17 protein-coding genes are annotated in these 24,497 nt (G+C 60.1%); 8 read left to right on the top strand and 9 right to left on the bottom strand.

Features of this window, described 5'->3' with window-relative positions; genetic code table 11:
• Positions 1–49: 49 nt before the first annotated feature.
• The 4 genes from hpnJ to ACOBR2_RS12220 all read right to left on the bottom strand — a co-directional run bounded on the left by hpnJ (position 50) and on the right by ACOBR2_RS12220 (position 5,379).
• On the bottom strand, positions 50–1,510 hold the full coding sequence (gene hpnJ, locus ACOBR2_RS12235) for a hopanoid biosynthesis associated radical SAM protein HpnJ (RefSeq protein ID WP_420240009.1): 1,461 nt from the start codon (positions 1,508–1,510) through the stop codon (positions 50–52).
• A 298-nt stretch (positions 1,511–1,808) separates the two neighbouring features.
• Positions 1,809–3,143, bottom strand: coding sequence for a TolC family protein (locus tag ACOBR2_RS12230; protein WP_420236393.1), 1,335 nt, complete (start codon positions 3,141–3,143; stop codon positions 1,809–1,811).
• Positions 3,143–4,144, bottom strand: coding sequence for a tetratricopeptide repeat protein (locus ACOBR2_RS12225; protein ID WP_420236392.1), 1,002 nt, complete (start codon positions 4,142–4,144; stop codon positions 3,143–3,145). Before ACOBR2_RS12225 ends, ACOBR2_RS12230 begins: the two co-directional genes overlap by 1 nt.
• Positions 4,141–5,379 carry an efflux RND transporter periplasmic adaptor subunit gene (locus ACOBR2_RS12220; RefSeq protein WP_420236391.1) on the bottom strand — a complete coding sequence of 413 codons (1,239 nt, stop codon included), beginning with the start codon at positions 5,377–5,379 and terminating at the stop codon, positions 4,141–4,143. The genes ACOBR2_RS12225 and ACOBR2_RS12220 overlap by 4 nt, the downstream gene beginning before the upstream one ends.
• A 231-nt stretch (positions 5,380–5,610) precedes the next feature.
• Between ACOBR2_RS12220 and queF the strand changes: the two genes are divergently transcribed.
• Both queF and ACOBR2_RS12210 read left to right on the top strand, forming a co-directional pair.
• Positions 5,611–6,009, top strand: coding sequence for a preQ(1) synthase (queF, locus tag ACOBR2_RS12215; protein ID WP_420236390.1), 399 nt, complete (start codon positions 5,611–5,613; stop codon positions 6,007–6,009).
• Positions 6,010–6,078: 69 nt separating this feature from the next.
• Positions 6,079–7,368 (top strand): spinster family MFS transporter, encoded by a 1,290-nt coding sequence (locus ACOBR2_RS12210; protein ID WP_420236389.1) that lies wholly within the window; start codon positions 6,079–6,081, stop codon positions 7,366–7,368.
• A 21-nt stretch (positions 7,369–7,389) separates the two neighbouring features.
• Here ACOBR2_RS12210 and acpS read toward each other — a convergent pair whose 3' ends face one another.
• Entirely contained in the window at positions 7,390–7,767 is a 378-nt protein-coding gene (gene acpS / locus ACOBR2_RS12205; RefSeq protein WP_420236388.1) for a holo-ACP synthase, read from the bottom strand.
• 235 nt (positions 7,768–8,002) lie between these two features.
• Here acpS and ACOBR2_RS12200 point away from each other — a divergent pair, with 235 nt between their 5' ends.
• On the top strand, positions 8,003–8,392 hold the full coding sequence (locus tag ACOBR2_RS12200; RefSeq protein WP_420236387.1) for a hypothetical protein: 390 nt from the start codon (positions 8,003–8,005) through the stop codon (positions 8,390–8,392).
• 119 nt (positions 8,393–8,511) lie between these two features.
• Here ACOBR2_RS12200 and recG read toward each other — a convergent pair whose 3' ends face one another.
• Entirely contained in the window at positions 8,512–10,899 is a 2,388-nt protein-coding gene (gene recG, locus ACOBR2_RS12195) for an ATP-dependent DNA helicase RecG (RefSeq protein WP_420236386.1), read from the bottom strand.
• Between the two features lie 32 nt (positions 10,900–10,931).
• On the opposite strand from recG, the gene ACOBR2_RS12190 reads away from it, so the two are divergent.
• The 5 genes from ACOBR2_RS12190 (at position 10,932) to polA (ending at position 18,032) form a co-directional block, all read left to right on the top strand.
• Complete coding sequence (locus ACOBR2_RS12190) at positions 10,932–11,834, top strand: ABC transporter ATP-binding protein (protein WP_420236385.1); 903 nt, start codon at positions 10,932–10,934, stop codon at positions 11,832–11,834.
• Positions 11,827–13,089: an ABC transporter permease gene (locus tag ACOBR2_RS12185; protein ID WP_420236384.1), complete on the top strand. Its 1,263-nt coding sequence runs from the start codon at positions 11,827–11,829 to the stop codon at positions 13,087–13,089. Before ACOBR2_RS12190 ends, ACOBR2_RS12185 begins: the two co-directional genes overlap by 8 nt.
• Positions 13,090–13,544: 455 nt before the next feature.
• On the top strand, positions 13,545–14,240 hold the full coding sequence (locus ACOBR2_RS12180) for a lysophospholipid acyltransferase family protein (protein ID WP_420236383.1): 696 nt from the start codon (positions 13,545–13,547) through the stop codon (positions 14,238–14,240).
• Positions 14,237–15,331, top strand: coding sequence for a tRNA preQ1(34) S-adenosylmethionine ribosyltransferase-isomerase QueA (queA, locus tag ACOBR2_RS12175; protein WP_420236382.1), 1,095 nt, complete (start codon positions 14,237–14,239; stop codon positions 15,329–15,331). The genes ACOBR2_RS12180 and queA overlap by 4 nt, the downstream gene beginning before the upstream one ends.
• 13 nt (positions 15,332–15,344) lie before the next feature.
• On the top strand, positions 15,345–18,032 hold the full coding sequence (polA, locus tag ACOBR2_RS12170) for a DNA polymerase I (RefSeq protein ID WP_420236381.1): 2,688 nt from the start codon (positions 15,345–15,347) through the stop codon (positions 18,030–18,032).
• 67 nt (positions 18,033–18,099) lie between these two features.
• Here the strand turns inward: polA and ACOBR2_RS12165 are convergent, their stop codons facing one another.
• From ACOBR2_RS12165 to ileS, 3 genes are all read right to left on the bottom strand, one after another.
• Positions 18,100–20,721 carry a M1 family metallopeptidase gene (locus ACOBR2_RS12165; protein WP_420236380.1) on the bottom strand — a complete coding sequence of 874 codons (2,622 nt, stop codon included), beginning with the start codon at positions 20,719–20,721 and terminating at the stop codon, positions 18,100–18,102.
• A 196-nt stretch (positions 20,722–20,917) separates the two neighbouring features.
• Positions 20,918–21,430, bottom strand: a complete 513-nt coding sequence (lspA, locus tag ACOBR2_RS12160; RefSeq protein WP_420236379.1) for a signal peptidase II — start codon at positions 21,428–21,430, stop codon at positions 20,918–20,920.
• The gene (gene ileS, locus ACOBR2_RS12155; protein ID WP_420236378.1) at positions 21,427–24,345 is read right to left on the bottom strand and encodes an isoleucine--tRNA ligase; all 2,919 of its coding nucleotides are present in this window, start codon (positions 24,343–24,345) and stop codon (positions 21,427–21,429) included. Before ileS ends, lspA begins: the two co-directional genes overlap by 4 nt.
• Positions 24,346–24,497: the final 152 nt, after the last annotated feature.

The raw sequence follows: 24,497 nt of genomic DNA, 5'->3' as shown, positions 1-24,497 counted from the left end.
CAGAGTGAGAATAGGGCAGCAGAAGATAAGCATTCTGCTGCCCTGTAAGTTAATCAGCGGCGGCGGCGGTAGGCTTGTTACGGGCCTGCTTCACCATCTTGTTACGTTCGGTACGCAGCTTCAGGAAGGACTTGGCTTCTTCGTAGAGGCGGGGCACATCTCCGTTGACGATCGCCTTCCAGACTACGCGGAAGGCAGCCTTGGGACGGAAGAAGTATTCGTCATAGAACTTGTGCACCATCTCCAGCACGTAGTCGGCCGGCAGTCCCGGATACTCGATGTGGGCCAACTGATGGCCGCCCGCATCGCTCATCGACTCGGAGTTGGTGATGAAGCCGTTGGCGCGTGCGTACTCGAACAACTCGGTGCCCGGCAGCGCGTGCGCTACAGAAACCTGAATCGTCTCGCAATCGAGCTTCTTGGCGAAGTTGATCGTGTTGCGGATGGATTCCTTGGTTTCGCCCGGCAGTCCTAGCACGAAGTCGGCGTGTACGGTCAGTCCCAGCGTGTGGCAATCCTTGGCGAACTGCAGAGCGCGCTCAACCGTGGCACCCTTCTTGATGTTCTTCAGGATCTGCGGATCGCCCGACTCAAAGCCGACGATCAGCAGACGGCAGCCTGCTTCTTTCATGGCCTTCAAGGTGTCGTAGTCGGTGGTCACACGCGAGGTGCAGCTCCAGGTCAGCTTCAGCGGCTTGAGCTTTTCGCAGAGCTCAATGGTGCGCGCCTTCTGGATGTTGAAGGTGTCGTCGTCGAAGAAGAACTCCTTGACCTGCGGGAAGTTCTCCTTGGCCCAGGCCAGCTCGGCAGCCACGTCGTCGGTGGAGCGCTTGCGCCAGGCGTGTCCGCTCATTGTCTGCGGCCACAGGCAGAAGGTGCACTGCGCCGGGCAGCCACGGGTGGAGTACAGAGCGATAAACGGGTGCAGCAGGAAGGGCACGCTGTAGCGGGTCACATCCAGGTCACGCTTGTAGATCTTGGTGGCCCAGGGCATCGCGTCCAGATCCTCATTGGACGGACGATCCGCGTTATGCGCGATCTGGTCATCTTTGCGATAGCTGATGCCGATAATCTCTTCAAGCTGCTTGCCCTGCGCATATTCAACGACCGAGAACTCGAACTCGCGGCGGCAAACAAAGTCGATGGCGGCGCACTCATTCAGCGCGCGCTCCGGGTCGGTGGTCACCGGCGGTCCAACGAAGGCGATCTTGATGGTGGGGTGCGCGGCCTTGATGGCCTCGGCCAGCTTGTGATCGCTATGCCAGCCCACCGTCGAGGTGAACAGCACCAGAAACTCGTAGTCCTTGGCGATCTTGATCGTTTCATCAGCGGAGACGTGATGCGGCGGAGCATCCAGCAGGCGCGAACCCTCCAGCAAGCCGGCGGGATAGGTGAGCCAGACCGGGTACCAGTAGGACTCGATTTCGCGCGTCGCGGGCCAACGTGAGCTGGCTCCTCCGTCGAACTTTTCGAACGAGGGCGGGTTCAGAAACAGGGTCTTCAGGGGCATAGACATCCCTTTCAGTTTATCATCCGGAGGCTTCCGGGTGTCTGCCATCGTGCCAGTGGCAGGTTCTGGATATTGAGGAAACGGCTTCAGGCCGGGAGCGTACGGGGAAGATCCGGCGCGGGCCGAGGAGACCGACTCAGCAGGTGCTGGTTACGGGTGGGCCAGAGGAGCAATCCGCCAGCCCGGCGTTCACGGCATTTTCGGAATGGATGTAGACCGAAAGCTGGATGCTAAGTGTCTTTTTCTTCATGAAAAAGACACTTAAAACGTCTACGCGTATTCCCAAAATGCTTTAAAACTACTTGCTTTGTTGCAGCTCGTTCAGCCAGTCGTTCATGTGGCCGAGGGCGCGCAGCAGGCCAAGGCGCGTTTTGGCCAGATTCAGGTCGGCTTCGAGTGCGTCCAGTTCTTTCTGACGTTCGTCGATGCGGGCCTGTTGTTCGGCCTTGGGGCTGAGCTGGGGCTGGCTGCTGTTTCCATTGCCCAGTTCTAACTGCGAGAGTACCGCCTTCAGCTGCTCTTCGGCGATCTGTTTTTTCAGATTGACCACTTCGGCATAGGCGTCCAGCTCACGCAGCGAATTGGTAAGCGTGGCAATCTGTTGATTGTTCTGCTGCTGGGCCTGCTCGGCTTCAACTTTGGCGCGCAACGCGTCGGCGGCCGACTCACGGGCCTTGGCGTGCGAGGTCATGTTGAAGATGGGCACCTGAACCGAGATGCCGGAGCTGAAGTTGTTGGCCGGCAGCGGCTTGGCGAAATAAGAATCAATGTCATTGAGCAGTGTGGTGTTGCGGTTGTACTGCGCCCCAAAGGAGAGCTGCGGCAGGAAGTTCAGCTCCATGTCGGCCTTGGCCTGCTGCAGGCGGGAGCGGAGCTGCAGTTGCGAGGCTTCAACGCCGGGCAGGGTGGTTGCCTGATTGCCCCGCAGCTGTGGCACATCGGGAATGCTGTCGTGCTGCACCTTGATCAGTTCCAGTGCCATGCCGGTCAGTTCGGCCAACTGGGTACGCAGGGCGCTCGCGCGGGATTCCAACTGTATCCGGCGCATGCGGATTTCTGCGGCCGTCAGGCGCACTTCCAGCACGGCGGAAGTGGAATCTACGCCGGCCTCGGCGCGTTCCTGCTCGATCTGTACCATGTGCTGGGCGTACTCTTCCTGCTGCTGGCTGACGGTCTGCTCCATTTCGATTGCATCCAGCTCAACATAGGCTAGCGAAGCATCGAGTGCGGCCTGTTCGCGCGCATCCTTCAGCGAGGCCGCGGCAGCCTTTTCGCCATAGTCGGCGGCGCTCAGGTAGTGCTTCTGCGGAATGCCGTAGACCAGCGACTGCACCGAGGCAGTGAAGACCGACGAAGGCGTGCCGGTAAAACCCAGCGAGGGGAAGGTGGGCAGGCCGGAACCAAAGGAAACCGAGGGAATGACGGAGTCGCGGCTCTCGGCGTGCAGAGCACGGGCTTTGTCCACATTGGCCTGGGCCAGATGCACGCTGGAACTGTTGCGCTCCGCCAGACGCACGATGGTCGAGAGCGGAACCTGGGCGGACAGGGTCGCGGGCAGCACGGTGAGAGCCGAAAGAAGCAGGCTCAACCGGGGGCGCGAAAGATGGGCGGCGCGAATGCCGTTCGTGGTCATCAAAACTTTGCTTCCTGCGCGGGTTTGTAGTCGTGGGCAAGGGCGAGGGCGGCCGAACGTTCATTCTCGGCGCCAGCGCGGTCTCCCATGCTCTTTTTCAGTTTGGCCAGCCGCAAATGTGCTTCAAAGGCTGGTCCTTCTTCGGTTTTGCTGTCGCTGGTCAGATAGGTTTCCAGCATTCTGACGGCCAGATCCGTGTTGCGATTGGCTTCCGTCAGCACGCCGGCACCATCGTAGAGCGCGACTGTAGCGTGCTTGTCACTTTTGGCGGCGTTGCAGGTGTTGTGAATAGCCCAGTCCAGATCTTGCCAGCGCTTGCGGCGGCGAAAGAAGCTGGCCAGCGTGGTCCAGTGCAGGGCCGGGTGCGCGCTTACGGCAATCGCTGCCTTGTATTCACGTTCCGCGGTGCCATAGTCTTTTTGGGCTTCGGCAATGCGGGCACGCAACTGATGGGCGTGGGCCGGGTCAAGGTGGTCCAACTGCTGGGCAATCTGTTCGGCCTTGTCATAGCCGCCGCCCACCACGCTGGGAGCCTCTTCGTAGAACTCGCCCAGGTCAGTCAGAGCATCGACATTGTGCGGATTCAGATGCACGGCCTGTTCAAACTCGGAGCGGGCACGCTTACCGAGCGAGTAGGCGCTCAGGAACGAGGCGTGACCAGCCTTTTCTCCCAGGGCGCGGCCCAGCCAGAGGTGATTGTTGGCGTTGTTTCTATCCAGCCGTATGGCTTTTTCGCAGCTGTTTTCGGCCGCATCCCACTGCTGCAGGGAGTAATGCACCCGGCAGGCAAGATTCTGCGCTTCGGCATTGTTTTCGCCCGACTGCGGCAACGCGCGCAACACCGCTAGAGCATGATCAGCTTCGCCGGCGTCAAGCGCGGCATGCAGCTGTGCCAGAGCATCGTGCTGGGCCCGGAGCACGGGCACAGCGGCCAGCATCCCGCAGGAACAGAGCAGGAGTGCGTGCCGTAGCGCCCGGCGGGCTGGAACGGTAAACCTCACCGGATCACCTTGACGGGCACACCCTCTTGCAAGGGCTGACCGCTGGTGCTGCCGGTGGCGATCACATCGCCCTCCTGCAGGCCGCTGAGGATGGCCACCTTGTCGGCAGTGCGAATGCCGGTGGTGACCTGGGTGCGCTGCAGGCCGTTGCCCACAACCTTGAAGACGAACGGCATGCCGTTTTCGGCATGCAGCGCCTGGCGGGGCACGCTCAGGACGTTCGCCTCGCTGGAGGTGGTGGCCGTAACGTTTACGTTGGTGTCGGGCAAAAGCGTGCCGTCGGAGCTGTCAATGGCCACGACCACTTCGCCCACGTTGCGTGTGCCGTAGGTGGTCACGCTCGTAGGAGCATGCAGAATGTGCCCATGCCACTCGCGGCCCGGACGCGCATCCCACTTGATCGAAATGGGCTGGTCGGCCTTTAGGTGGCCGATGTCAACTTCGTCAAAATAGGCGCGAATCTGTTCGCGGTTCAGGTCAGCCACCTGCACCAGAGGCTTGCCCTCTTCGGCATAATCCCCCTTATGTACGTCGATGGCGTAAACGGTGCCAGCGATTTTGGTGCGAACTGCGGTCTGGGCCAGAACTTCGCGGGCCGCGGCCAGACCAGCTTGTGCGTCGGCCACTGCGGCCTTGGCACGCTCAATCTCCGCCGCGGAATAGCGCTGCGTATTGAGCTGCTCCTGGGCCTTCAGGGCGGCGTCGTCCGTCTCCAACCGCTGACGGGCGCTGGCCACCTCACTGGGCGCGGCTGCGCCGCTGGCGGCAAGCCGGCTCAGAGCGTCCAGATCGTGTTTTGCCTGATCGCGTTCGATGTGGGCGCGCGTCAAATCCGCCGATGCAGCGTGCCGCTGTTCAAGCGTGCCGCTGTGCTCGGTAGCTTCCAGGTTGGCCAGCGCAGTTTTGACACCGCTTTCTGCCGTGGCCACCTTGGCGCGTGCTTCCACATCGTCCAATTGCAGCAGCAACTGGCCGGGTTTCACCTGTTCGCCAGACTGCACATAAATGGTGCGGACCATCGTGGTCACAGGACTGTAAAAAACAATGTTTTCCTGTGGCTCCACGTGGCCGTTGGTGCTGACAATACTACTCAGGGTCTCGTGTTGAACCGTGACCGCGCGCACTTCCAGTTTTTCACGCAGGATGTGTTGAGCCACGAAGAAGATGATGACAACGATGAGGGCAAAGCCTCGCCAGATCCAAAGCCGAACTTTTGTATTACGCTCTTCAACCATGCGGGTAACCTGAGTCAGTATATAAGACCGGGAAACGATTGTGTTGCTCTCATTCCAGTTACGGAAAATCAAGTTGCGGAGTGTTTCGAAATTCAACTGCCTCCCAAAGGCGGAATATGGCCAAAACGGAATGCGACTTGTTGCTAAATTTGCTCGAAGTCCTGCTATAAATGCAAAGCTGTTCCCCGCCGCCCGTGGCCCTTGAAAGCCCGATCCAGATACAATAGAGGCATGTCTGAAACACCCCGTTACACCGACGACCACGCCAAGGCAGGGCTGGACTTCAACTTTCCCGCCATTGAAACCTGGCCCAATCAGTTTCCCGCTTACGAGATCCTGATCGACGATCCCGAGATGACCTCAGTCTGCCCGAAGACCGGCCTGCCGGACTTCGGTACGCTCACCGTCCGCTACATGCCCCGTGAGCGCTGCCTGGAGCTGAAGTCGCTCAAGGAATATCTTTTCTGCTATCGCAACCTGGGCATCTTCCAGGAAAACATTGTCAACCAGGTGCTGGAAGACGTGGTGAAGGCTTGCGACCCGGTCTGGGCCGTGGTGCACGGCGTTTTTCGTCCGCGTGGCGGCATTGGAACCACGGTCGAGGCGCGCTGGCCCCGTCCGAAGGAATAACTTCCGGGCCGTCCCATGGGGCGGCCCGGTGCGACCCCATTTCACGCCCGATGCGTGCCGGATAAATTCTTGCCGAATCCCTCCCAGACCGCGCCTTCCCGTCTTGGTCCCGCGCAGGCTACCCTGCTGCTGCTGATCGCTCTGAATCTGCTCAACTACATCGACCGCTATATTCTGTCGGGCGAAGTTGCGCCGATTCAGCATGAATTCCACGCCAGCGATCACGCCATGGGCATGCTGGCGACGGCGCTGTTCGCTTTTTATATGATTGCCGCTCCCCTGACCGGCTGGCTGGGCAATCACATGCGACGCAAGCCGCTGATCATTGGCGGAGCCGTGCTGTGGAGTCTGGCCACTCTGGGTACATTCTGGGTACACAGCTACTGGACGCTTTACGTCCGGCAGGCGTTTGTGGGCATTGGCGAGGCCACCTTTGGCATCTTTGCCCCGGCCGTGATCTCGGATTTTTATCCGGAGCGCGAGCGCAACCGCATTCTCTCCGCTTTTTATGTGGCGATTCCTGTAGGCGCGGCGCTGGGCTATCTGGCCGGTGGGATGATGGGCAGTCTGTGGGGCTGGCGCACGCCGTTCTTCATCTGTGCGCTGCCGGGCTTTGTGATTGCCGCCTTGTACGGATTGTTCGGGCACGAGCCGGAGCGCGGATCAAGCGACCACATTCTCTCCACGCTGGACCGTGCCACCTTTCGCGGCCTCTTTCGCAATTCCGCTTATCTGACGGCCACCTTTGGGCTGGCTACGCTGACTTTTGTGATGGGCGGCATCTCCTGGTGGATGCCGGAGTTTTTGCGCCGCTACAGCAATCTTTCCATGGGCAATTCCAGCATGGTTGTAGGCGCGATCACGGTAGTGGACGGCATTGCCGGAACCGTGGTGGGAGGCTGGCTGGCCCAGCGCTGGCTGCGCACCAACCATCGCGCGCTCTACCTGCTCTCCTTCTGGAGCGTGGTCTTTACGCTGCCCTTTGGCATTCTGGTCTTTTTTGGACCGCCGGCCTGGGTGCTGCCCTCACTGCTGCTGGCTGAGTTCTTTCTCTTTCTGAACACCGGGCCACTGAATGCCGCCATCGTCAACTCCGTGACCGCGCCCATCCGCGCGGCTGCCGTGGGCGTGAACTTTTTCATCATTCACTGCTTTGGCGATACGTTTTCGCCCCAGATTATTGGCGCCATCAGTGACAAGGCGAACAGCCTGCGGCTGGCGCTGGGCACCACGCTGATTGCACTGGTGGTTTCGGCCATCATCCTATGGGCCGGTGCGCGGGTTGCGCCGCCGCTCGAAGAGAGCATCGGCGAGGAAGAAGATGGCGCGGAGCCAGCGCCCATTCCGGACTTGGCCTGAATCGATTTGGCCTGAATTTTCTCAGTCTTCCAGCATCACCTGAGCCGAGGCCAGCTCATTGCTGTGGGTCAGCGAGAGCGCGGCATGGCGCATGTTCATTTGCGCGGCAATCTGCGCGGCCCGACCGTGAAAACGCAGCGAAGGCCGTCCGGAAGGAGCGCGCATGACTTCAATTTCCCGCCATGTGACGCCATAGCCGATGCCGGTTCCAAGGGCTTTTGCGCCGGCTTCCTTGGCCGCGAAGCGGGCGGCAAAGCTCTCTGCTGCCTTACGTTTACGTTGGCAGTAGGCCTGCTCTCCGGGGGTGAAGACGCGGTTAAGAAATCGTTGTCCGTAGCGCTCGATGGCCAACTCGATACGCTGAATTTCCACAAGATCGATGCCGGAACCAATTATCATTCTGATGTACAAAGTACAACAAAACCGGATTGTCTGGATGTGAGCATTAGGATGATTAAGCTCCGAAAGGATAAACCGGTTCTGCTTGCAAACCGGGCTTTGTTACTTGCGGCACGGGGTAAGTGGCTATTTTTTTCATAAGTTGTATCGAAGTAAGGCAGCAGCCGTTCGAGACCTGAACAGATGTTATGCCAAATAAGCTTTCTCCGATATGACCCGTGTGAGGCTCAATACGATGGAGACAACTACAGGACGGACAATCAGTATTCCGTGGGCTCTGCAAATGAGGGCCATCTCCATTGAGGAGCCGGGCCGGTTGATTCAGACCCTGACGGGTGCGATTTTGGGCTGTGGCGGATGGGTGCTGAGTCGTGGCGCCAATGATACCGGCACGGTAAACATGCTCTTTGAGTTTGAACGGCAGAACTGTGTGGACATTTACAGTCTTCTGATCGCTGCGGGGCTGGAACTGAGCCAGAGCGGGCACATCCGCTTTACCGAGCTCTGCCACTGCACCCGCAACCAGCATCGTGACTGTGGTTCGGAGATTGCCAGCATCGATCTGGAGATTCAGACCTTTCCCATCGAAAGCGTGAGCGGTATGGAGAACTCTCACCCGGCGTAATGGATTCTGGGGGAAGCAGCTGAATTGAGGATTTGAGCGAGAGGGCGCGACATAAGTCGCGCCCTCTCTTCATGTCAGGAAGAAACTTTAGCGCCGGCTTCCACCCGAACCTGGCAGGATCAGGCTTCGACCAGACCGTAGCGGCGCTGCCAGGATTCCGTAAGGCGGCGGCGGATGACTTTTTTCTCGTCCTCGCTGGCCTCGGCTCCTGCGTTGGCGGTGAACTGTGCAGCTTCCTGTTTGGCCAGCTCCAGCAGCTGGCGGTCGCGCACCAGATTGGCCACTTTGAACTCCGGCAGGCCCGCCTGACGGGTTCCGAAGAATTCGCCGGGGCCACGCAGCTGCAAGTCCAGTTCGGCCAGCTCAAAGCCGTCCTGGGTGCGAACCATGGCGTTCAGCCGCTGCTCGCCCTGTTCGCTCACGCGGCGGCTGGTCATCAGCACGCAGTAGCTTTTGGCCGCGCCACGGCCCACGCGGCCACGGAGCTGGTGCAGTTGCGCCAGACCAAAGCGCTCGGCGTGCTCAATCACCATGACGGTGGCATTGGGTACGTCTACGCCCACTTCAATCACGGTGGTGGAGACCAGCACGTCGATTTCGCCCCGCTGGAAGCGGCGCATGATTACATCCTTGTCGTCGGCGTCGAGGCGGCCATGCAGCAGGCCTACGCGCAGACCGGCCAGCGGTCCTTGGCGCAGCTTTTCGTGCATTTCCACGGCCGACTTCAAGCTGGGTTTGGTGCTGGGTTCCGGTTCCTCTTCCGCGAAGAGCTCTTCGTCTTTCTTCTTTTTCCGCGTTTTTTTTGCTTTCGTAGGAGCCTTGGTTTCAGCCTCTGCTCCGTCGGCGGAAAAATCCAGCTCCGGCTGATCGTCACGCGCGCCCTCAATCACCGGGTAGACGATGTAGGCCTGCCGACCCTGCTCCGCCTGCTTGCGGACAAACTCCCAGACCTCATCGGAGCGTTCTTCCGGCACGCGGCGGGTGACGATGGGCGTACGGCCCGGTGGCAGTTCGTCGAGCACGCTCAGGTCCAGATCGCCGTAGAGCGAAAGCGCCAGTGTGCGCGGAATGGGGGTGGCCGTCATCACCAGCACATCGGGCTCGGCGTCGTTGGGCTTTTTCATCAGACGGAAGCGTTGCAGAACGCCAAAGCGGTGCTGCTCATCCACTACGACCAGTCCCAGCCGGTCGAACTCCACTTTTTCCTCGATCAGGGCGTGGGTGCCGATGACGATGTCGGCCTCACCGCGCTGGATCTGGGCGCGTGTGGTGCGCTTGCGGTCCTCGTCGAGTGAACCGGTGAGCAGCACTATGCGCGGCTTGTGGCTGGAGGCAGCAAAGAGCTTGCGTGCGGCCAGATAGTGCTGCGTGGCCAGAATCTCGGTAGGAGCCATCAGCGCTGCCTGAAAGCCGTTGGCCACGGCTACCAGCATCGATTGGAAGGCCACGATTGTTTTGCCCGAGCCTACATCACCTTGCAGCAGGCGACGCATGGGGTTGGGCAGGCGCATGTCAGCCACAATCTCGCCGAGGGCCCGCTTCTGGGCGTTGGTCGGGTGGAAGGGCAGAATCTCCTGCAGGGCTGTGCGGATGGCGTCGTCGGTGGCAAAGGCGATGCCTTTGCGCAGGCGCAGCTTGCGGCGCTTGAGTTCCAGTCCCAGCTCAAGGAAAAACAGCTCCTCGAAGATCAGGCGGCGATACGACGGCGTCGCGCAGCCATCGAGGGCGCTCATGGCCGTGCCTTCCGAGGGGTAATGCACCTCGCGCAGGGCCTGTTCGCGGCCCGGCAGTCCATACCGCTCCAACATGGACTTGGGCAGGCACTCCGGCACCGCGCCACGCATGGTTTCCAGAAGATTGAAGATGACTTTGCGCTGCCAGCGCGAGGTCAGCCGGTTGCCGCCCAGTGTTTCGTAGACCGGCGTGATGCGACCCACTTCCAGCAGGAAGGTTTCGGCGTCGGCGGTCTGGTCGGGCAGCACTTCGAACTGCGGCTGGATCATCTTCAGGTCATTCGCGGAGCGCGAGGGCTCGACTTTGCCGAAGACGGCGATCATCTGCCCGGGCAGAAACTTGCCGGCCAGATAGGTGGCATTGAACCAGATGCATTTAAGTGCCCGGCGATCCTGGCCGAGCGTCATTTCAAAGATGGGAGCGCCGCGGGTGCGCATCAGCCCCGAGCCACGCACCTCAGCCACGACGCTGGCCATGGTGCCCGGCTTTAGATCATCGATGCGGGTGGGGTTCTGGCGGTCTTCGTAACGGAAGGGAAGATGATAGAGCAGGTCCTCGGCCGTCTGGATGTTTTTGGCGGCAAGCATCTCCGCAATGCGCGGACCAACGCCACGCACATACATAATCGGTGTTTCAAGGCCGGGCACACTCAGGATGCTAAACCAGCAGCGCGCAGGAAACAAACGCGCGGCCCAAAAGTGGGCGGGGAACTTTTCCTCCACAGCCTGCGTAGAGTTGAGCAAGTCAAACTTCGCCTTGGCAAACAGATCCATTTTTATCGGCGAAAAATGTAAGTGGAGCTTTCATGCCCATCGTTGAACTGGCTGCAGTCAGCAAATCCTACGGCGACAAGGTTGCGGTCAGCAATCTGAGTCTGTCGATTGAGGCGGGACAGATCTTTGGCCTGCTGGGGCCGAACGGAGCGGGCAAAACCAGCTCCATTCGCATGATGATGGGCATTACCCTGCCCGATAGCGGCAAGGTGAGCCTGTTTGAGCGGCCCTTTGAGCGCGGCAGTCTGGAAAAGGTTGGCTACCTGCCCGAAGAACGCGGCCTCTACAAAAAGATGAAGGTGCTGGATCAGTTGGTCTTCTTTGGCCAGTTGCATGGGCTTACGCCGGAGCTTGCGGCCAGCCGCGCCAAGGCCTGGGCCGAGCGCATGGAGATTGCCAGCGCCCTCGACAAGAAGACCGAGGAGCTGTCGAAGGGCATGCAGCAGAAGATTCAGTTCATCGGCACGCTCTTGCACGATCCCGGCCTGATCGTGATGGATGAGCCCTTCAGCGGGCTCGATCCGGTGAATGCGGTGCTGGTGGAAAAGACGCTGCTGGAGTTGAAGGCGCAGGGCCGCGCGATTCTGTTTTCAACCCACCGCATGGATCAGGTGGAGAAGCTCTGCGACACAATCTGCCTCGTCCATCAGGGTGAGAACGTGCTGGCAGGCCGCGTGCGCGAGATCAAAAGTCGCTACGAGCGCAATCGCGTACGGATCGAGTTCGAGGGCAGCGCTGATTTTTTGAACAGTGTTGAGATTGAATCTGCCGACAACTTTTCCGGCCACGCCGAGGTCAAGCTGAAGCCCCATGGCGACGCGCAGAAGCTGCTGCATGAGGCCCTGGCCATGACCACGATTTACCGCTTTGAGCTGGTTGAGCCATCGCTCGAAGAGATCTTCATTCAGACCGTGGGAGGCCAGAGCCATGCGTAATATCCTGCTGATTGCCCGTCGCGAATATCTGGAGCAGGTGCGTGGCAAGGCCTTCCGCATCTCCACCGTGCTGGTGCCGCTGTCCTTCGTGGTCATCCTCGGCATCCTGTTCCTGATGAACAAACAGGCGCTGGGTGGCAAACATCTGGTGATTGCCTCGAACGATGCGCAGCTGGCCGCCGATGTGCTCAAGCAGTACGACGGTGGCAAGGACGCCGGGAAGAATGGTCCGCCGGATCGCATGGAGTTGCTGGCTCCGGCCACGGACAGCGACCGTGCGGCGCTGGTGGAGCGCGTGCGCAACAAGCAGATCGATGGCTTTCTCTGGATTGATCACGAGCCCGGTCAGGAACCAACCGCAGTTTATGACTCGCTCTCGTCTTCGGAGTTGATGTTGGGCGACAAACTGGAGAGCGCTCTGAATCGTGCCATTCTGCGAGAGCGGCTAAACGAGCATGGCATAGATGCGGCCACGGCCAACGCCGTGCTTAAGCGCATCAACCTCGATACGCGCCAGATCAGCAAGGATGGCAGGGAAGTGCAGAGCAATACCTTCAGCTCCTTCTTCAAGGGCTATTTCATGGCTATTCTGCTGCTGATGACCACCATGCTTTACGGCCTGAACGTGGCGCGCTCCATCATTCAGGAAAAGACCTCGCGCATCTTTGAGGTGATGCTCTCAATTGCCAAGCCCAGCGACATGTTGGCCGGCAAGCTGATTGGCACGGGTCTGGTGGGACTGACGCAACTGGCCATCTGGCTGACGGCCAGCATGGCCCTTGCCGGCAGCGCCTTTGCCGCGCCTCTGCTCACGGGCAAACTTTCGCTGCACTTCTCGGTGCTCGAAGTCGTGCTCTTTGCCCTCTACTTTGTGCTTGGATATCTCTTCAACGCCGTGCTCTTTGCGGGGCTGGCGGCCAGTTGCGAAACCGAGCAGGAACTGCAGCTTTACACGCCGCTGGCCGCGGTTCCGGCCTGGGTGGGTTTTGGCATGATCTCGGTGGTTACCAATAATCCGAACTCGGCGCTCTCGGTGGCAGGCTCGCTCTTTCCGGCCACTTCGCCCATCATCATGATGCTGCGTATGGGTGGGCAAATGCCGCCTTTGTGGCAGATTGCGGCTTCCATTGCGCTGCTGGGGCTCAGCATCTGGGCTCTGCTCTGGTTCTCGGCCCGGCTCTACCGTGTGGGCATCCTGATGTATGGCAAGCGCGCCACGCTGCCGGAAATGCTGCGCTGGCTGCGCTACAACTAGGAAGAAAATTTGTTGCGGAGGGAGGCAGGGGTTTTAACCCCTGCAAAAGAGGCAAACTGTACGAGGGCTTCAGCCCCGGGAATCTTTTCGCCAGCAGGCATCCAAAACCGGCAGAGCAAGATAAAGCCCGCGCCTAAAGGCGATATTCAACGCATCGGTTCTTCAAGGGCCTGAAGGCCCTTGCTCCCTCCGCAAAGACAAATTTACTCGGAGGCGAGTTTTTCCGCAGCCTGTTCAGTCCTGGAGGGCAATTCACTTCAACTTTAAGTGAATTGCCCTTATTTTTCATTGCTTGTTTTGCCGCTGCCGTTTTGTGAGCCAGAGAGGTTCTCGCATCCATGGCCATGCTTTCGGCCTGCGTTTTTGGAGGGCATGAATGCCCCTGCGCCCTCCGCGCGTGGCGCATGGATTTTCGGAGGAAAAACACTTCCCCCGCTCACGATAAAATCAAAGCAGTGAGCGAAAAAAATAAAACCGGATTTTCCTTTGGCCAGAGGATCGTGCTGGCCATTGTGCCGCGTGTGGTGTGGGCGTTGCTGGCTCTGGTGGGCCGCACCTGGCGCTTTGAAGTGATTGCCGAAGACGGCGTTCAGCCGATCCGCTTTGGCGAGCGCTCACCCAACAAGATTTTCTGCTTCTGGCACCAGTGCACCCTGCCCTGCACGGTCTACTTTCGCCACTCCAAGGCGGTGATTCTCATCAGCCGCAGCTTCGATGGCGAGTTGATTACGCGCATCCTCAAGATGTTCAACTTCGACGCCGTGCGTGGCTCCAGTTCGCGGGGCGGCAGCGAGGGCCTGCGGGGGCTGGTGGACGTGCTGGCCACGGATCGTACCGCCATCTTTACCGCCGATGGGCCGCGTGGACCCATCTACCAAAGCAAGATGGGCCCCATTCGTCTGGCTCATCTGAGCGGTGCGCAGATCGGCGCTTTTCATCTGGAGCCGGAGCGCGTCTGGACGATGAAGTCGTGGGATCACTTCTATGTGCCCAAGCCCTTCACGCGCATTTGTGTCAGTTGGGCGCAGTGGGTGGATGTGCCTGCCGACCTGCCTGCCGAAGCGTACGAAGCCAAGCGACTGGAGTTGGATGCAGCGCTCGAACGCGCCCGCCATCGCGCCCAGGCTCACTTTGGAAAGGCGGCGCAATGAGCACGTCAGAAATGCGCGAAGACCTTACCGTTGCCGACTTCGGCTTTGATCTGCCCGAAGAACTGATTGCTCAACAGCCGCCCGCCGTGCGTGGAACCAGCCGCATGCTGTGCGTGGATCGTGCGACGGGCGCACTGCGCGACGCCATGTTCACCGATCTGTCTGCGCTGCTGCAGCCGGGCGACCTGCTGGTGCAGAATGACAGCCGCGTGATTCCGGCCCGTCTTTACGCGCGCCGTACCGTGGTGCGGGAACGCGAAGCACCCACCGGCAAGATCGAAGTGCTGCTCACCACCATTGAGCCCGATGGCAGTTGGCGCTCGCTGGTCAAGCCCGGCCGCAAGGTGAACGTGGGCGAGAGACTTGTCTTTCCGGATGCGGAAGGCAATGCCGTGCTGGCTGCGGAAGTGCTGGAGCGGGGCGAGTTTGGCGAACGTCTGCTGCGCTTTGATCCCGTGGATGATTTTTATGCCGCGCTCGAACGCATCGGCCACATTCCGCTGCCGCCCTACATCCATCGCGATGATACGAACGACGACCGCGAGCGCTACCAGACCGTCTATTCGCACGAACGCGGTTCAGTAGCTGCACCCACTGCGGGCCTGCACTTTACGCCCGAGGTTCTGCAGGCGATTGCGGCGCGTGGCGTGGAGATTGCGCGCGTTACGCTGCATGTGGGCCTGGGAACCTTTGCGCCGCTGCGTGTGGAGCGCGTCTCTGAAGTCCATCTGCATCGGGAGCGCTATACGCTGCCTGCCGCAACTGCCGAGGCCATCAACCGCGCCGTGGCCGAGGGCCGCCGCATTGTGGCCGTGGGCACCACCACAGTGCGCACGCTGGAGCACTGTGCCCAGCAGGCAAATGGTCAGCCGCTGGAGCCGCACTCCGGCAGTACGCAGATCTTTATTTCGCCGGGCTACAAATTCCGTTTGGTGCAGGCGCTGCTCACCAACTTCCACCTGCCGCAATCGAGTCTGGTCATGCTGGTGAGTGCCTTTGCCGGTCGCGAGCATGTGATTGAGGCCAATCGCCATGCCGTGCGGGAGCGCTACCGCTTCTTCAGTTACGGCGACTGCATGTTCCTTTCCTGATAGACTCATTCCCGTGGCTGAACAAAACAAACCCGCCGTTTTCCTGCTCGACACCATGTCGTTCATCTTCCGCGCCTACCATGCCATGCAGCGTTCGCGCCCGATGACGACGCGCTCCGGTCAGCCGACCGCGGCCATCTACGTCTTCGTCAACATGATTCGCAAGCTGCGCCAGGACTTTGCGCCGCACTACTTCGCCGCTGTCTTCGATCTGGGTGGCGAGGTTTTTCGCGACGAAAAGGCCCGTCAGATGGGTCCGCTGCGCAAGTGGAATGGCAAGACGCAGAGTTTTGACGAGGTGGATTACGCGGGCTACAAGGCCAATCGCGAAGAGATGCCGGAAGACCTGCGCCGTCAGATCCCCTACATTCGTCGCGTGCTTGAAGCTTTGCACATTCCCATCCTTGCCGCTGAAGGTTTCGAGGCGGACGACGTGATCGGAACGCTGGCTCTTCAAGCTTCCGCCGCGGAATACGAGGTTTTCATCGTCAGTGGCGACAAGGACATGATGCAGCTCGTAGACGAGCGCGTGAAGATCCTGAACCCGCAGAAGGATAATCTGATTCTCGATCCTGCCAAGGTGGAAGAGGTGCTGGGAGTGCCGCCCGTCAAGGTGGTGGACGTGATGGCCCTGCGTGGCGATGCGGCCGACAATGTGCCCGGAGCGCCCGGCATTGGCGACAAGGGAAGTGTGGACTTGATCCGCGAATTTGGCAGCGTGGAAGCCGTGCTCGACCGTGCCGCCGAGGTCAAGCGCAAGAGCTATCGGGAATCGCTCGAACAGAATCGCGATGCGGTGCTGCTCTCGAAGGAACTGGTCACCATCGACTGCCATGTGCCGCTGGAACTGGATCTGGCCGCGATGGAAACGCAGTCGCCCGACGTGGCTGCCTGTCGCGAGCTCTTCACCGAACTGGAATTTACTTCGATGCTGCGTGAGCTTGAACCCGCCGTGCCGAAGACGGTGGTTGAACTGATTGAATCGCCCACGGCCGAGCAGGAAGATGCGTTCTACGCTGCGGCCAAGGCAAATGGTTTTGCTTTAGCAGTAAAGGCTGCCGCGCCCGTTGCGGAAGAAGATGAAGAACCCGCGCCGATGCAGTCGTTGCTGGAGCTGGTTGAAGCCGCCGAAAAGAAGGAAGTATTCTCGCTAGGCGTTTGCGCTGCGCCGGAGCGCGCCCTGCTGCTGCCGCTGACTGATCGTCTGCGCGCGTTACTTGAAGACGAAGCCACTTCCAAGCGCGTGCACGACTGGAAGACCGCTCTGCATGCGCTGGATGCGCAAAGTGTGGAGTTGCGTGGCGCGGTGGACGATACCATGCTGCTCAGCTATGCGCTCAATCCTACGCACACCACGCAGACACTCGCGGATGTAGCCGCACGCCACGGTGAGGCGCTTCCGGCTTCGCTTGCCGCTTCGGCTGCAGTGGTCGCGGCCCTCTATCCATCCTTGCGTAAAGAGGTGGAGTTGGCCGGTGTTGGCGATGTGTATAAGAACATCGATCTGCCGCTGACGCCCGTGCTTTACCGGATGGAAAAGGCCGGTGTGCGCATTGATCTGCCGGTGCTTGATGAGCTTTCGCGCCGTCTGGGTGCGGAGATGCAGCGGGTCAGTGCGCTCATCTTCGAGTCGGTAGGCCACCCCTTCAATATCAATTCGCCCAAGCAGCTTGGTGAGGTGCTCTTTAACGAGCTGCAACTTCCTGCTCCGGCGGCGCGTGGCAAAAGCAAGTCAGTTTCTACCGCGCAGGACGTGTTGGAATTTCTGGCTGAAAAGCACGAAGTTCCGCAGCTGGTGCTTGAGTATCGTCACCTGACCAAGCTCAAGTCCACCTACATTGACGCATTGCCGTTGCTGGCCGATGCGCAGGCTCGCGTGCATACGACCTTTCAGGCCGCGGCCACAACCACGGGACGACTTTCTTCCACCAATCCCAATCTGCAGAACATTCCCGTGCGCACCGAGCTGGGCCGCGAAATTCGCGCCGCCTTCACCGCGTCGCCAGGAACCAGGCTGCTTTCGGCCGATTATTCGCAGATTGAGTTGCGTTTGTTGGCGCACTTCAGCGGCGATGCGCTTTTGTGCAAGGCCTACGCAGAAAACATCGATATTCACGCTCTCACTGCCAGCGAAGTCTTCCGTGTTCCGCTCGACCAGATGGACAAGGAGACGCGTGGCCGCGCCAAGGCCGTGAATTTTGGTATTGTGTACGGCATCTCTGCCTTTGGTTTGGCCAATCAGCTTGGCATTTCTCCAGGCGAGGCCAAGGAATACATTGATCGCTACTTCGAGCGCTATCAAGGTGTGCGTGCCTTCCATGAAAAGACGATTGCCGAGGTGCGCAAGCAGGGCAGTGTGCGTACGCTCTTTGGTCGTGTGCGTCCCATTCCCGACATCGAGAGCCGCAACATGCATCAGCGTGGCTTTGCCGAGCGCACGGCCATCAACACGCCGTTGCAGGGTACGGTGGCCGACATGATCAAGCTGGCTATGATCTCGATTGATCGCGAATTGACCGAGCGCAAGCTGAAGACGCGCATGGTGCTGCAGGTCCATGATGAACTGCTCTTCGAGGTTCCGCTCGATGAGCAGGAAGAAGTGGGAACGCTGGTGCGCAGCCAGATGGAAGACGTGGTCAAGCTGCATGTGCCGTTGATTGCCGAGGCGAACTTCGGCGCGAACTGGCGTGATCTGAAGTAATCTTCAGGCAAAAGAAAAGCGGTCCGAACCTTGAAGGTTCGGACCGCTTTTCTTTTGCGTGCAACGTTTAGTTCTTGTGCGCGGCCAGCCACTGCTGCAGATTTGGTTCCTGCAGCTTGCGCAGTTCCACGCAGCCATCGATGCGTTCAACAGCGCTCTTCAGCGAGCGGTCGGTGGAGGGAACCGGATGTGCGGCGAAGAACTGCTTCACATCGTCGCGGGCATCGGTCGAGCAGAAGCCGCCGGTCGATGAGATCAGGATTTCGCCCATCTCGGTGGTCAACAGGGAGTTCACCTTTGTCCAGTTGGTCTGGATGAACTTCCACGCTGCTTCGCGCGAGTCGGGAATCTGCAGGGCGATGGCCAGCTCGATGGCCGCGTCCTGATTCTTCACCTTGCCGGAAACGGTGTATTCGAGAGCGCGATTCAGCAGGGCAGGATCGCGGAACTGCACAAGCAGGCGCAGCGCACCTTCCTGCAGTTCAGGGTTGGTGGAGGTTTCAAAGATCTTCTGCAGACGATCAAACAGAGCTGCATCGCCATGCTGCGCAGCAACCGAAAGAGCCGTCTGGCCGAGCGTGCCGTCCACCGAAGCAGGGTTGCTCAGATACTTCTCGGCAAGGTTGCGGGCTTCGGGAAGAATGACGGAGTTTTCGCGCGAGTCCATCATACCGAAGAGCACTGCACGCAATTCACGCAGGTTGGCCGAATCATTTTCAGTAGGCTGGGGCAGCTTGGCATACGCGGCTGCCGTCCAGGCATGGGCCCAGTTGCGCAGGGCTTCGCGCTCGGCTTCGTTCGATGCAACCTGAGCCTTGATGGAGCCGTAGGCACTGATGGCATTCGAGAGCACTGAAGCATTGGAGTCGCTGCTGAGAGCGGCCAGCAGGTCCAGGTAATCGCCCACCGGAGCCTTGTTGGCACGCACCTGCGCCCATTCGTCGCTGGTCAGGCTGATGCGCTCATCGGGGCTCAGGTTGGTTTCGACGTTGGCCACAAGCTGCTTGTACACCGCAGGCGAATAGGCGCTGCGGAAGTAGCCCTTGCCGCCGGCATTGGCAAAGACGAAGGGCGCGGCGGGCAGCTTGAGCGCGGAGGTTTCCGGCGTCAGCACCTGGCACTCCTGCTGGTTGTTGCCGGTGCGGAAGCAGATGGGCAGCGTCCACTGCTGGGCAGGATTGACCTTCTGGCTGGGGCTCAGGAAGAAGCGTTTTTGGCTGACGGGAATCGCACCGTTGGCGGGCTCGCCAAAGGTCAGCAGCGGCTCACCGGTCTGTGCCACCAGCGATTCCATGATCTTGTCCACAGGCTTGTGGCTGGCAGCGGTCTGCGCGTTCCAGAAGTCCTCGGCCGTGGCGTTGCTGTACAGGTGCGCGGCGAGATAGTTGTGCACGCCTTGACGGAAGGTCTCGGGTCCCAGATAATTTTCCACCATCAGCAGCACTGCGCCAGCCTTGCCGTAGGCGATGCCGTCAAACATCTGATTGATCTCTTCGGGCGTGTCGGCCTTGGCGCGGATGGAGCGCGTTGTGGGCAGCGCGTCCACGTCCAGGGTGTGGTTGCCATCGGCGGCCACGTCCTGATCGACGTTCCATTCGGGGTGCAGGGTTTCCATGGGCTTGGCTTCCATCCAGGTGGCAAAGCCCTCGTTCAGCCACAGATTGTCCCACCACTTCATGGTGACCAGATCGCCGAACCACTGGTGCGCCATCTCATGCGCAATGACCAGAGCAACTTCCTTCTTGGCTCCAACGGAAGCGGTCTGCGGATCAACGAGCAGATCGGTTTCGCGATAGGTGATGGCGCCAAAGTTCTCCATTGCGCCAGCTTCAAAGTCAGGAATGCCGATCAGGTCCAGCTTTTTGAGCGGGAAGGGAATGCCGAAGTACTGGTTGTAGTAGTGCAGCGTGAACTTGGCAAAGTCCAGGCCGTACTGCGTGTAGGCAACCTTCTCGGGGGTAGCGCAAACGCGGATCGTGACGCCGTCCTGCTGGTCAGCCTTGCACTGGAAGTCGCCTACCAAAAAGGCCAGCAGGTAGGTGGACATTTTGGCCGTGGTGTCGAACTTGAGGGTATGCTTGCCCGCCACGGGACCGGGCGTATCGCTCACGATGGAGCTGTTGGAGATGGCCGTGTCGGCAGCGTCGATGGTTAGCTGCACATCGTAGGTGGCCTTGAAGGCCGGCTCGTCGAAGCAGGGGAAGGCGCGACGCGCATCGGTCGATTCAAACTGGGTGACGGCATAATTGCGTTTCTGCGTCTTCGACAGATAGAAGCCGCGCAGTTCGTTGTTCAGAATGCCGGTGAACTGAATGCGGAGCGTGGCCTTGCCGGCGGGAATCGCCTCGGGAAAGGTGAAGGTGGCCTGCTGCTTGGCTGCATCGAGTGAGACCTGCGCGGTCTGCGTCTTGCCTGCGGCGGTAACGCTTACCGACTGGAAGGCAATCTCAATGGCATTGAGCGTGATCTTGGCCGAGGGCTCGTCGAGCGCCACGTCGATGGTCTCGCTGCCGGTGTAGGCTGCGGCCCTCAGATCGGGCGTAAGCGCCAGCGTGTAGTGCTCGGGATGCACGGTGGTGGCCAGCCGCTGGGCCATGGAGGGCAGCGCAGTGGTCAGCAGCAGGGCAGACACGGCAAACAGTAGGCGCGTCTTCAGCGGCACGGAGGAGAGTAGGGAACGAGATTGCATGCGGCTCCTGGCCTGCCTGCGGGGTGGCGCAAACAGGTTTTTTGTAGGCGTTTGGAAGGTGCTCTGCCGGGATACGCACCGGCAGAGCGTTTGGTTCCATTTTAAGGTGCAGTGCATAAGGGAGGACAGATGAAAAACGCCGGAAGCAGCTTGGCTTCCGGCGTTTTTCATGGATCTGTTCGAGCGGCTTGCTTGCCTACTCGCTAGATTGTGCAGCGTCTGCGTTCTTCTGCGGCAGCAGCGCTTCCAGCATCAGCAGGCAGGCACCGGTGACGATGGCCGAGTCGGCTACGTTGAAGTCCGGCCAGTGATAGGTGAGGATGTGTACTTCAATGAAGTCGACCACTGAGCCATAGGCCACGCGGTCGTACAGATTGCCAACCGCTCCGCCCAGAATCAGCGCCAGACCTGCCGAAGTGCAGCTCAGGCTGCGGCCCATGCGCACCAGCAGACCCGCCACGATGAGGGCGGCGATGGCGGAGAAGGCCACCAGACCCCAACGCACGGCATGCGGTGAGGCTGAGTCGGCAAACATGGAAAAAGCTGCTCCCTCGTTGGTCCAGTGCGTAATGCGCAGGACGCTGGGAAGCACCGGAATGGCTCCGCCGAGCTCGATGTGGCGGCTGACCCAGACTTTCGTCCAACGGTCAGCCAGCACTACCAGCGCGGATGCGGAAAAGAGCCCGGCCAAGGTACGCGGAAAGCTCAAGCAGTAGCCTCCGGTTTGGCCACGCCCATCTCTTCGAGTGCCGACTGGCAACGTGGGCAGATATTCTCCCACACGCCGTAGTTGGAGACTGTCGGCATGAAGTTCCAGCAGCGGGCGCACTTGGCGCCGCTGGCGGGCAGAGCCGTAGCCTTGAGCGCTTCGCCTGCAATCACCCGCACGGCAGAGACGTTGAGGATTTCCTTGAGTGAAGTGGCGTACTTTTGCAGCAGCGCAAGTTGGTCGCCCGTGGCGGTAATCTCGATTTCCGCCTCCAGGCCCTTGCCAATGCGCTTGGCCTGACGCTCTTCTTCAAGGATGCGCAGAGCCTCGTCGCGTACGGCAAAAAGCTGCTTCCACTCGTCGAGCAGTGCGGTCGGGTCTTCGGGATAGATCGCTTCCGGCTTGGGGAAGAGGGCCAGATGCACGCTCTCTTCGCGGCCTTCCACCTTGGGCAGATACTCCCAGACCTCATCGGCCGTGAAGCTGAGGATGGGCGCAACCAGCCGCACCATAGCTTCGGAGATATGCCACAGAACCGTCTGCGCGGAGCGGCGTTCCTTGCTGGTGGGCGCGAAGGTGTACATGCGATCCTTCAGCACATCCAGATAAAACGCGCTCAGGTCGGCGATGGCGAATTCATTCACCGCGTGATAAATGCGGTGGAACTCGAAAGCGTCATACCAGCCCAGAATTTTTTTGGTCAGCTCGTGGGTGCGGGCGAGCATGTAGCGGTCGAGCGGCTCAAGCTGATCGATGGCCACGGCATCCTTCGGATCAAAGCCAGTCAGATTGGCCAGCAGGAAGCGGAAGGTGTTGCGCAGCTTGCGATAGATCTCGGAGCAGCGCGTCATCAGGTTTTCGCTGGCCGCCATGTCTTCGCGGAAGTCCACCGAAGCCACCCACAGACGCACGATTTCTCCGCCCATGCGGTTGGCAATGTCCACCGGATCGACGCCGTTGCCGAGGCTCTTGCTCATGGCGCGGCCCTGCTCGTCGAGCGTCCAGCCAGCCGTGGCCACATTGGTGTAGGGAGCCTTGCCACGCAGCGCCACTGAGGTCAGTAGCGAAGAGTGGAACCAGCCGCGATGCTGATCGCCGCCTTCGAGGTAGAGAACCTTGGTGCCGTCGCCGGCCTGAAAGCGCTTGTACAGGCCGGACAGTTGCTCGTCCGATTCGCAACAGGCCAGCCAGCTCACGCCCGAGTCAAACCAGACGTCCAGAATGTCGGTTTCCTTGCGGAATTCCGTCGAGCCGCACTTGCAGGTACGCGTTCCGGCCAGAAGCTGCTCGACCGGCGTGGTGTGCCACGATTCAATGCCTTCGCGCTCCACCAGTTCGACGATCTTCTTGTTCAGTGCCGCGTCCTCAATCGGCTCGTTGCACTTTTCGCAAAGGAAGATAGCGATGGGCACGCCCCAGATGCGCTGGCGGCTGATGCACCAGTCGGGCCGGGTGGCGATCATGTTGGTGATGCGCTCCTTGCCCCACGACGGATCCCACGTCACCTTGTCGATCTCGTCGATCGCTAATTGACGATACGTCTTCTCGGCATTGCCCTCGACCGCTGTTGCATTGCCCTCCGCAGGAGTGTCGAGCTTGATGAACCACTGCTCGGTAGCGCGGAAGATCACCGGATGGTGGCAGCGCCAGCAGTGCGGATAGCTGTGCTCAATCGGTGCGCTGGCCAGCAGTGCGCCGCGCTCGGTCAGCAGGGCGATGACGATGGGGTTGGCGTCCCATACCTTCTTGCCCTCGAAGGGCGGAAGCTGGGCAAAGGGCCAGGCCGACTCATCCACATGCACATGGCCGCCGCCGTCCACGCGGCAGGTGGGATCAATGCCGTAGCGAACGCCGGTATAAAAATCGTCTGCGCCGTGGGCGGGAGCCGTATGCACCGCGCCCGTGCCGGTGTCAGCCGTAACGTAGTCCGCCAGCACGCCCAGGATCGAGCGCTCCAGGAAGGGATGCTGGAAGGTGGCATGTTCCAGCTTTGCGCCCTTGAAGCGGGCCAGCTCTTCCACCGTATTCCACTTGCAGGCCTTGGCTACCTGCTCGGCCAGCGAGGCGGCAATAATGTATACATTCGTCTGCTCGCAGCAGGTGTCGCCACTGGTTGCCTTCACGGCCACGTACTCAAAATCGGGGTGGAAGGCCACGGCCATCGAGGCGGGCAGCGTCCACGGGGTGGTGGTCCAGATGATGGTATGCAGTTCTTCGATGGCGCTGAGCGCCGGATCGATGGCCGCAGCCTCGCTGGTCAGCTTGTAGCGCACGTAAACCGAGGGGCTGGTGTGGTTGGCGTACTCCACTTCGGCCTCGGCCAGGGCCGTGCGGTCGTGGATGCACCAGTAAACCGGCTTCAGACCGCGATAGACGTAGCCTTTTTCAAAGATGCCGTAGAAGGCTTCGAGGGTCTTGGCCTCGTAGTCGCGGGCCAGGGTGCGGTAGGGTTTATCCCATCGGCCCAGCACGCCAATGCGCTCAAACTGCGTGGTTTGCAGGTCTACATACTTTTGCGCATACTCACGGCAGGCGTTTAGTACGGAGGGAACCGGCATCTCCAGCTTTTTGCGGCCCAGCTTTTCGTCCACCTTGATCTCGATGGGCAGGCCGTGGCAGTCGAAGCCCGGTACAAAGGGGGCGTCGTAGCCGGCCATGGTCTTCGACTTGACGACGAAGTCCTTCAGGCCCTTGTTCAGGGCGTGGCCCAGGTGAATGGGACCGTTGGCATAGGGAGGGCCGTCGTGCAGCAGGTAGCCGGGGCGGCCAGCGCTCGACTTGCGAATCGCCTCATAGAGGCGCATCGAGGCCCACTTTTTAAGCCTAAGCGGTTCATTCTGGGGGAGATTGGCCTTCATCGGAAAGGCCGTCTGCGGCAGCGTAAGCGTCGCCTTTAATTCCGGCGCTGGGGACATTTTGACTCCGTGACTGAAACAAACTTGTTCATTTAACAGTGTAAACGGAGAAAGCTGGCTTGTCGGGTAACAAACCGGGGGCTCTTTCCGTCTATCTTTTATGGAAAACGAAGGAAAAACCGGAAGTGAAACGTGTAAGTACACGCCGGATT

It is taken from the genome of Telmatobacter bradus, from assembly GCF_048629425.1.
Lineage (GTDB): Bacteria > Acidobacteriota > Terriglobia > Terriglobales > Acidobacteriaceae > Telmatobacter > Telmatobacter bradus.
Note: the sequence above shows the minus strand (reverse complement) of the source record. Positions and strands in the feature narration are given on the sequence as shown.

Excerpts from the sequence above, each read along its gene's own strand:
- hpnJ (WP_420240009.1), bottom strand. The coding sequence starts at position 1,510 with ATGCCCCTGAAGACCCTGTTTCTGAACCCGCCCTCGTTCGAAAAGTTC.
- ACOBR2_RS12190 (WP_420236385.1), top strand. The coding sequence starts at position 10,932 with ATGCCCATCGTTGAACTGGCTGCAGTCAGCAAATCCTACGGCGACAAG.
- queF (WP_420236390.1), top strand. The coding sequence starts at position 5,611 with ATGTCTGAAACACCCCGTTACACCGACGACCACGCCAAGGCAGGGCTG.
- ACOBR2_RS12220 (WP_420236391.1), bottom strand. The coding sequence starts at position 5,379 with ATGGTTGAAGAGCGTAATACAAAAGTTCGGCTTTGGATCTGGCGAGGC.
- ACOBR2_RS12185 (WP_420236384.1), top strand. The coding sequence starts at position 11,827 with ATGCGTAATATCCTGCTGATTGCCCGTCGCGAATATCTGGAGCAGGTG.
- ACOBR2_RS12165 (WP_420236380.1), bottom strand. The coding sequence starts at position 20,721 with ATGCAATCTCGTTCCCTACTCTCCTCCGTGCCGCTGAAGACGCGCCTA.
- ACOBR2_RS12230 (WP_420236393.1), bottom strand. The coding sequence starts at position 3,143 with ATGACCACGAACGGCATTCGCGCCGCCCATCTTTCGCGCCCCCGGTTG.
- recG (WP_420236386.1), bottom strand. The coding sequence starts at position 10,899 with ATGGATCTGTTTGCCAAGGCGAAGTTTGACTTGCTCAACTCTACGCAG.
- queA (WP_420236382.1), top strand. The coding sequence starts at position 14,237 with ATGAGCACGTCAGAAATGCGCGAAGACCTTACCGTTGCCGACTTCGGC.
- ileS (WP_420236378.1), bottom strand. The coding sequence starts at position 24,345 with ATGTCCCCAGCGCCGGAATTAAAGGCGACGCTTACGCTGCCGCAGACG.
- acpS (WP_420236388.1), bottom strand. The coding sequence starts at position 7,767 with ATGATAATTGGTTCCGGCATCGATCTTGTGGAAATTCAGCGTATCGAG.
- ACOBR2_RS12200 (WP_420236387.1), top strand. The coding sequence starts at position 8,003 with ATGGAGACAACTACAGGACGGACAATCAGTATTCCGTGGGCTCTGCAA.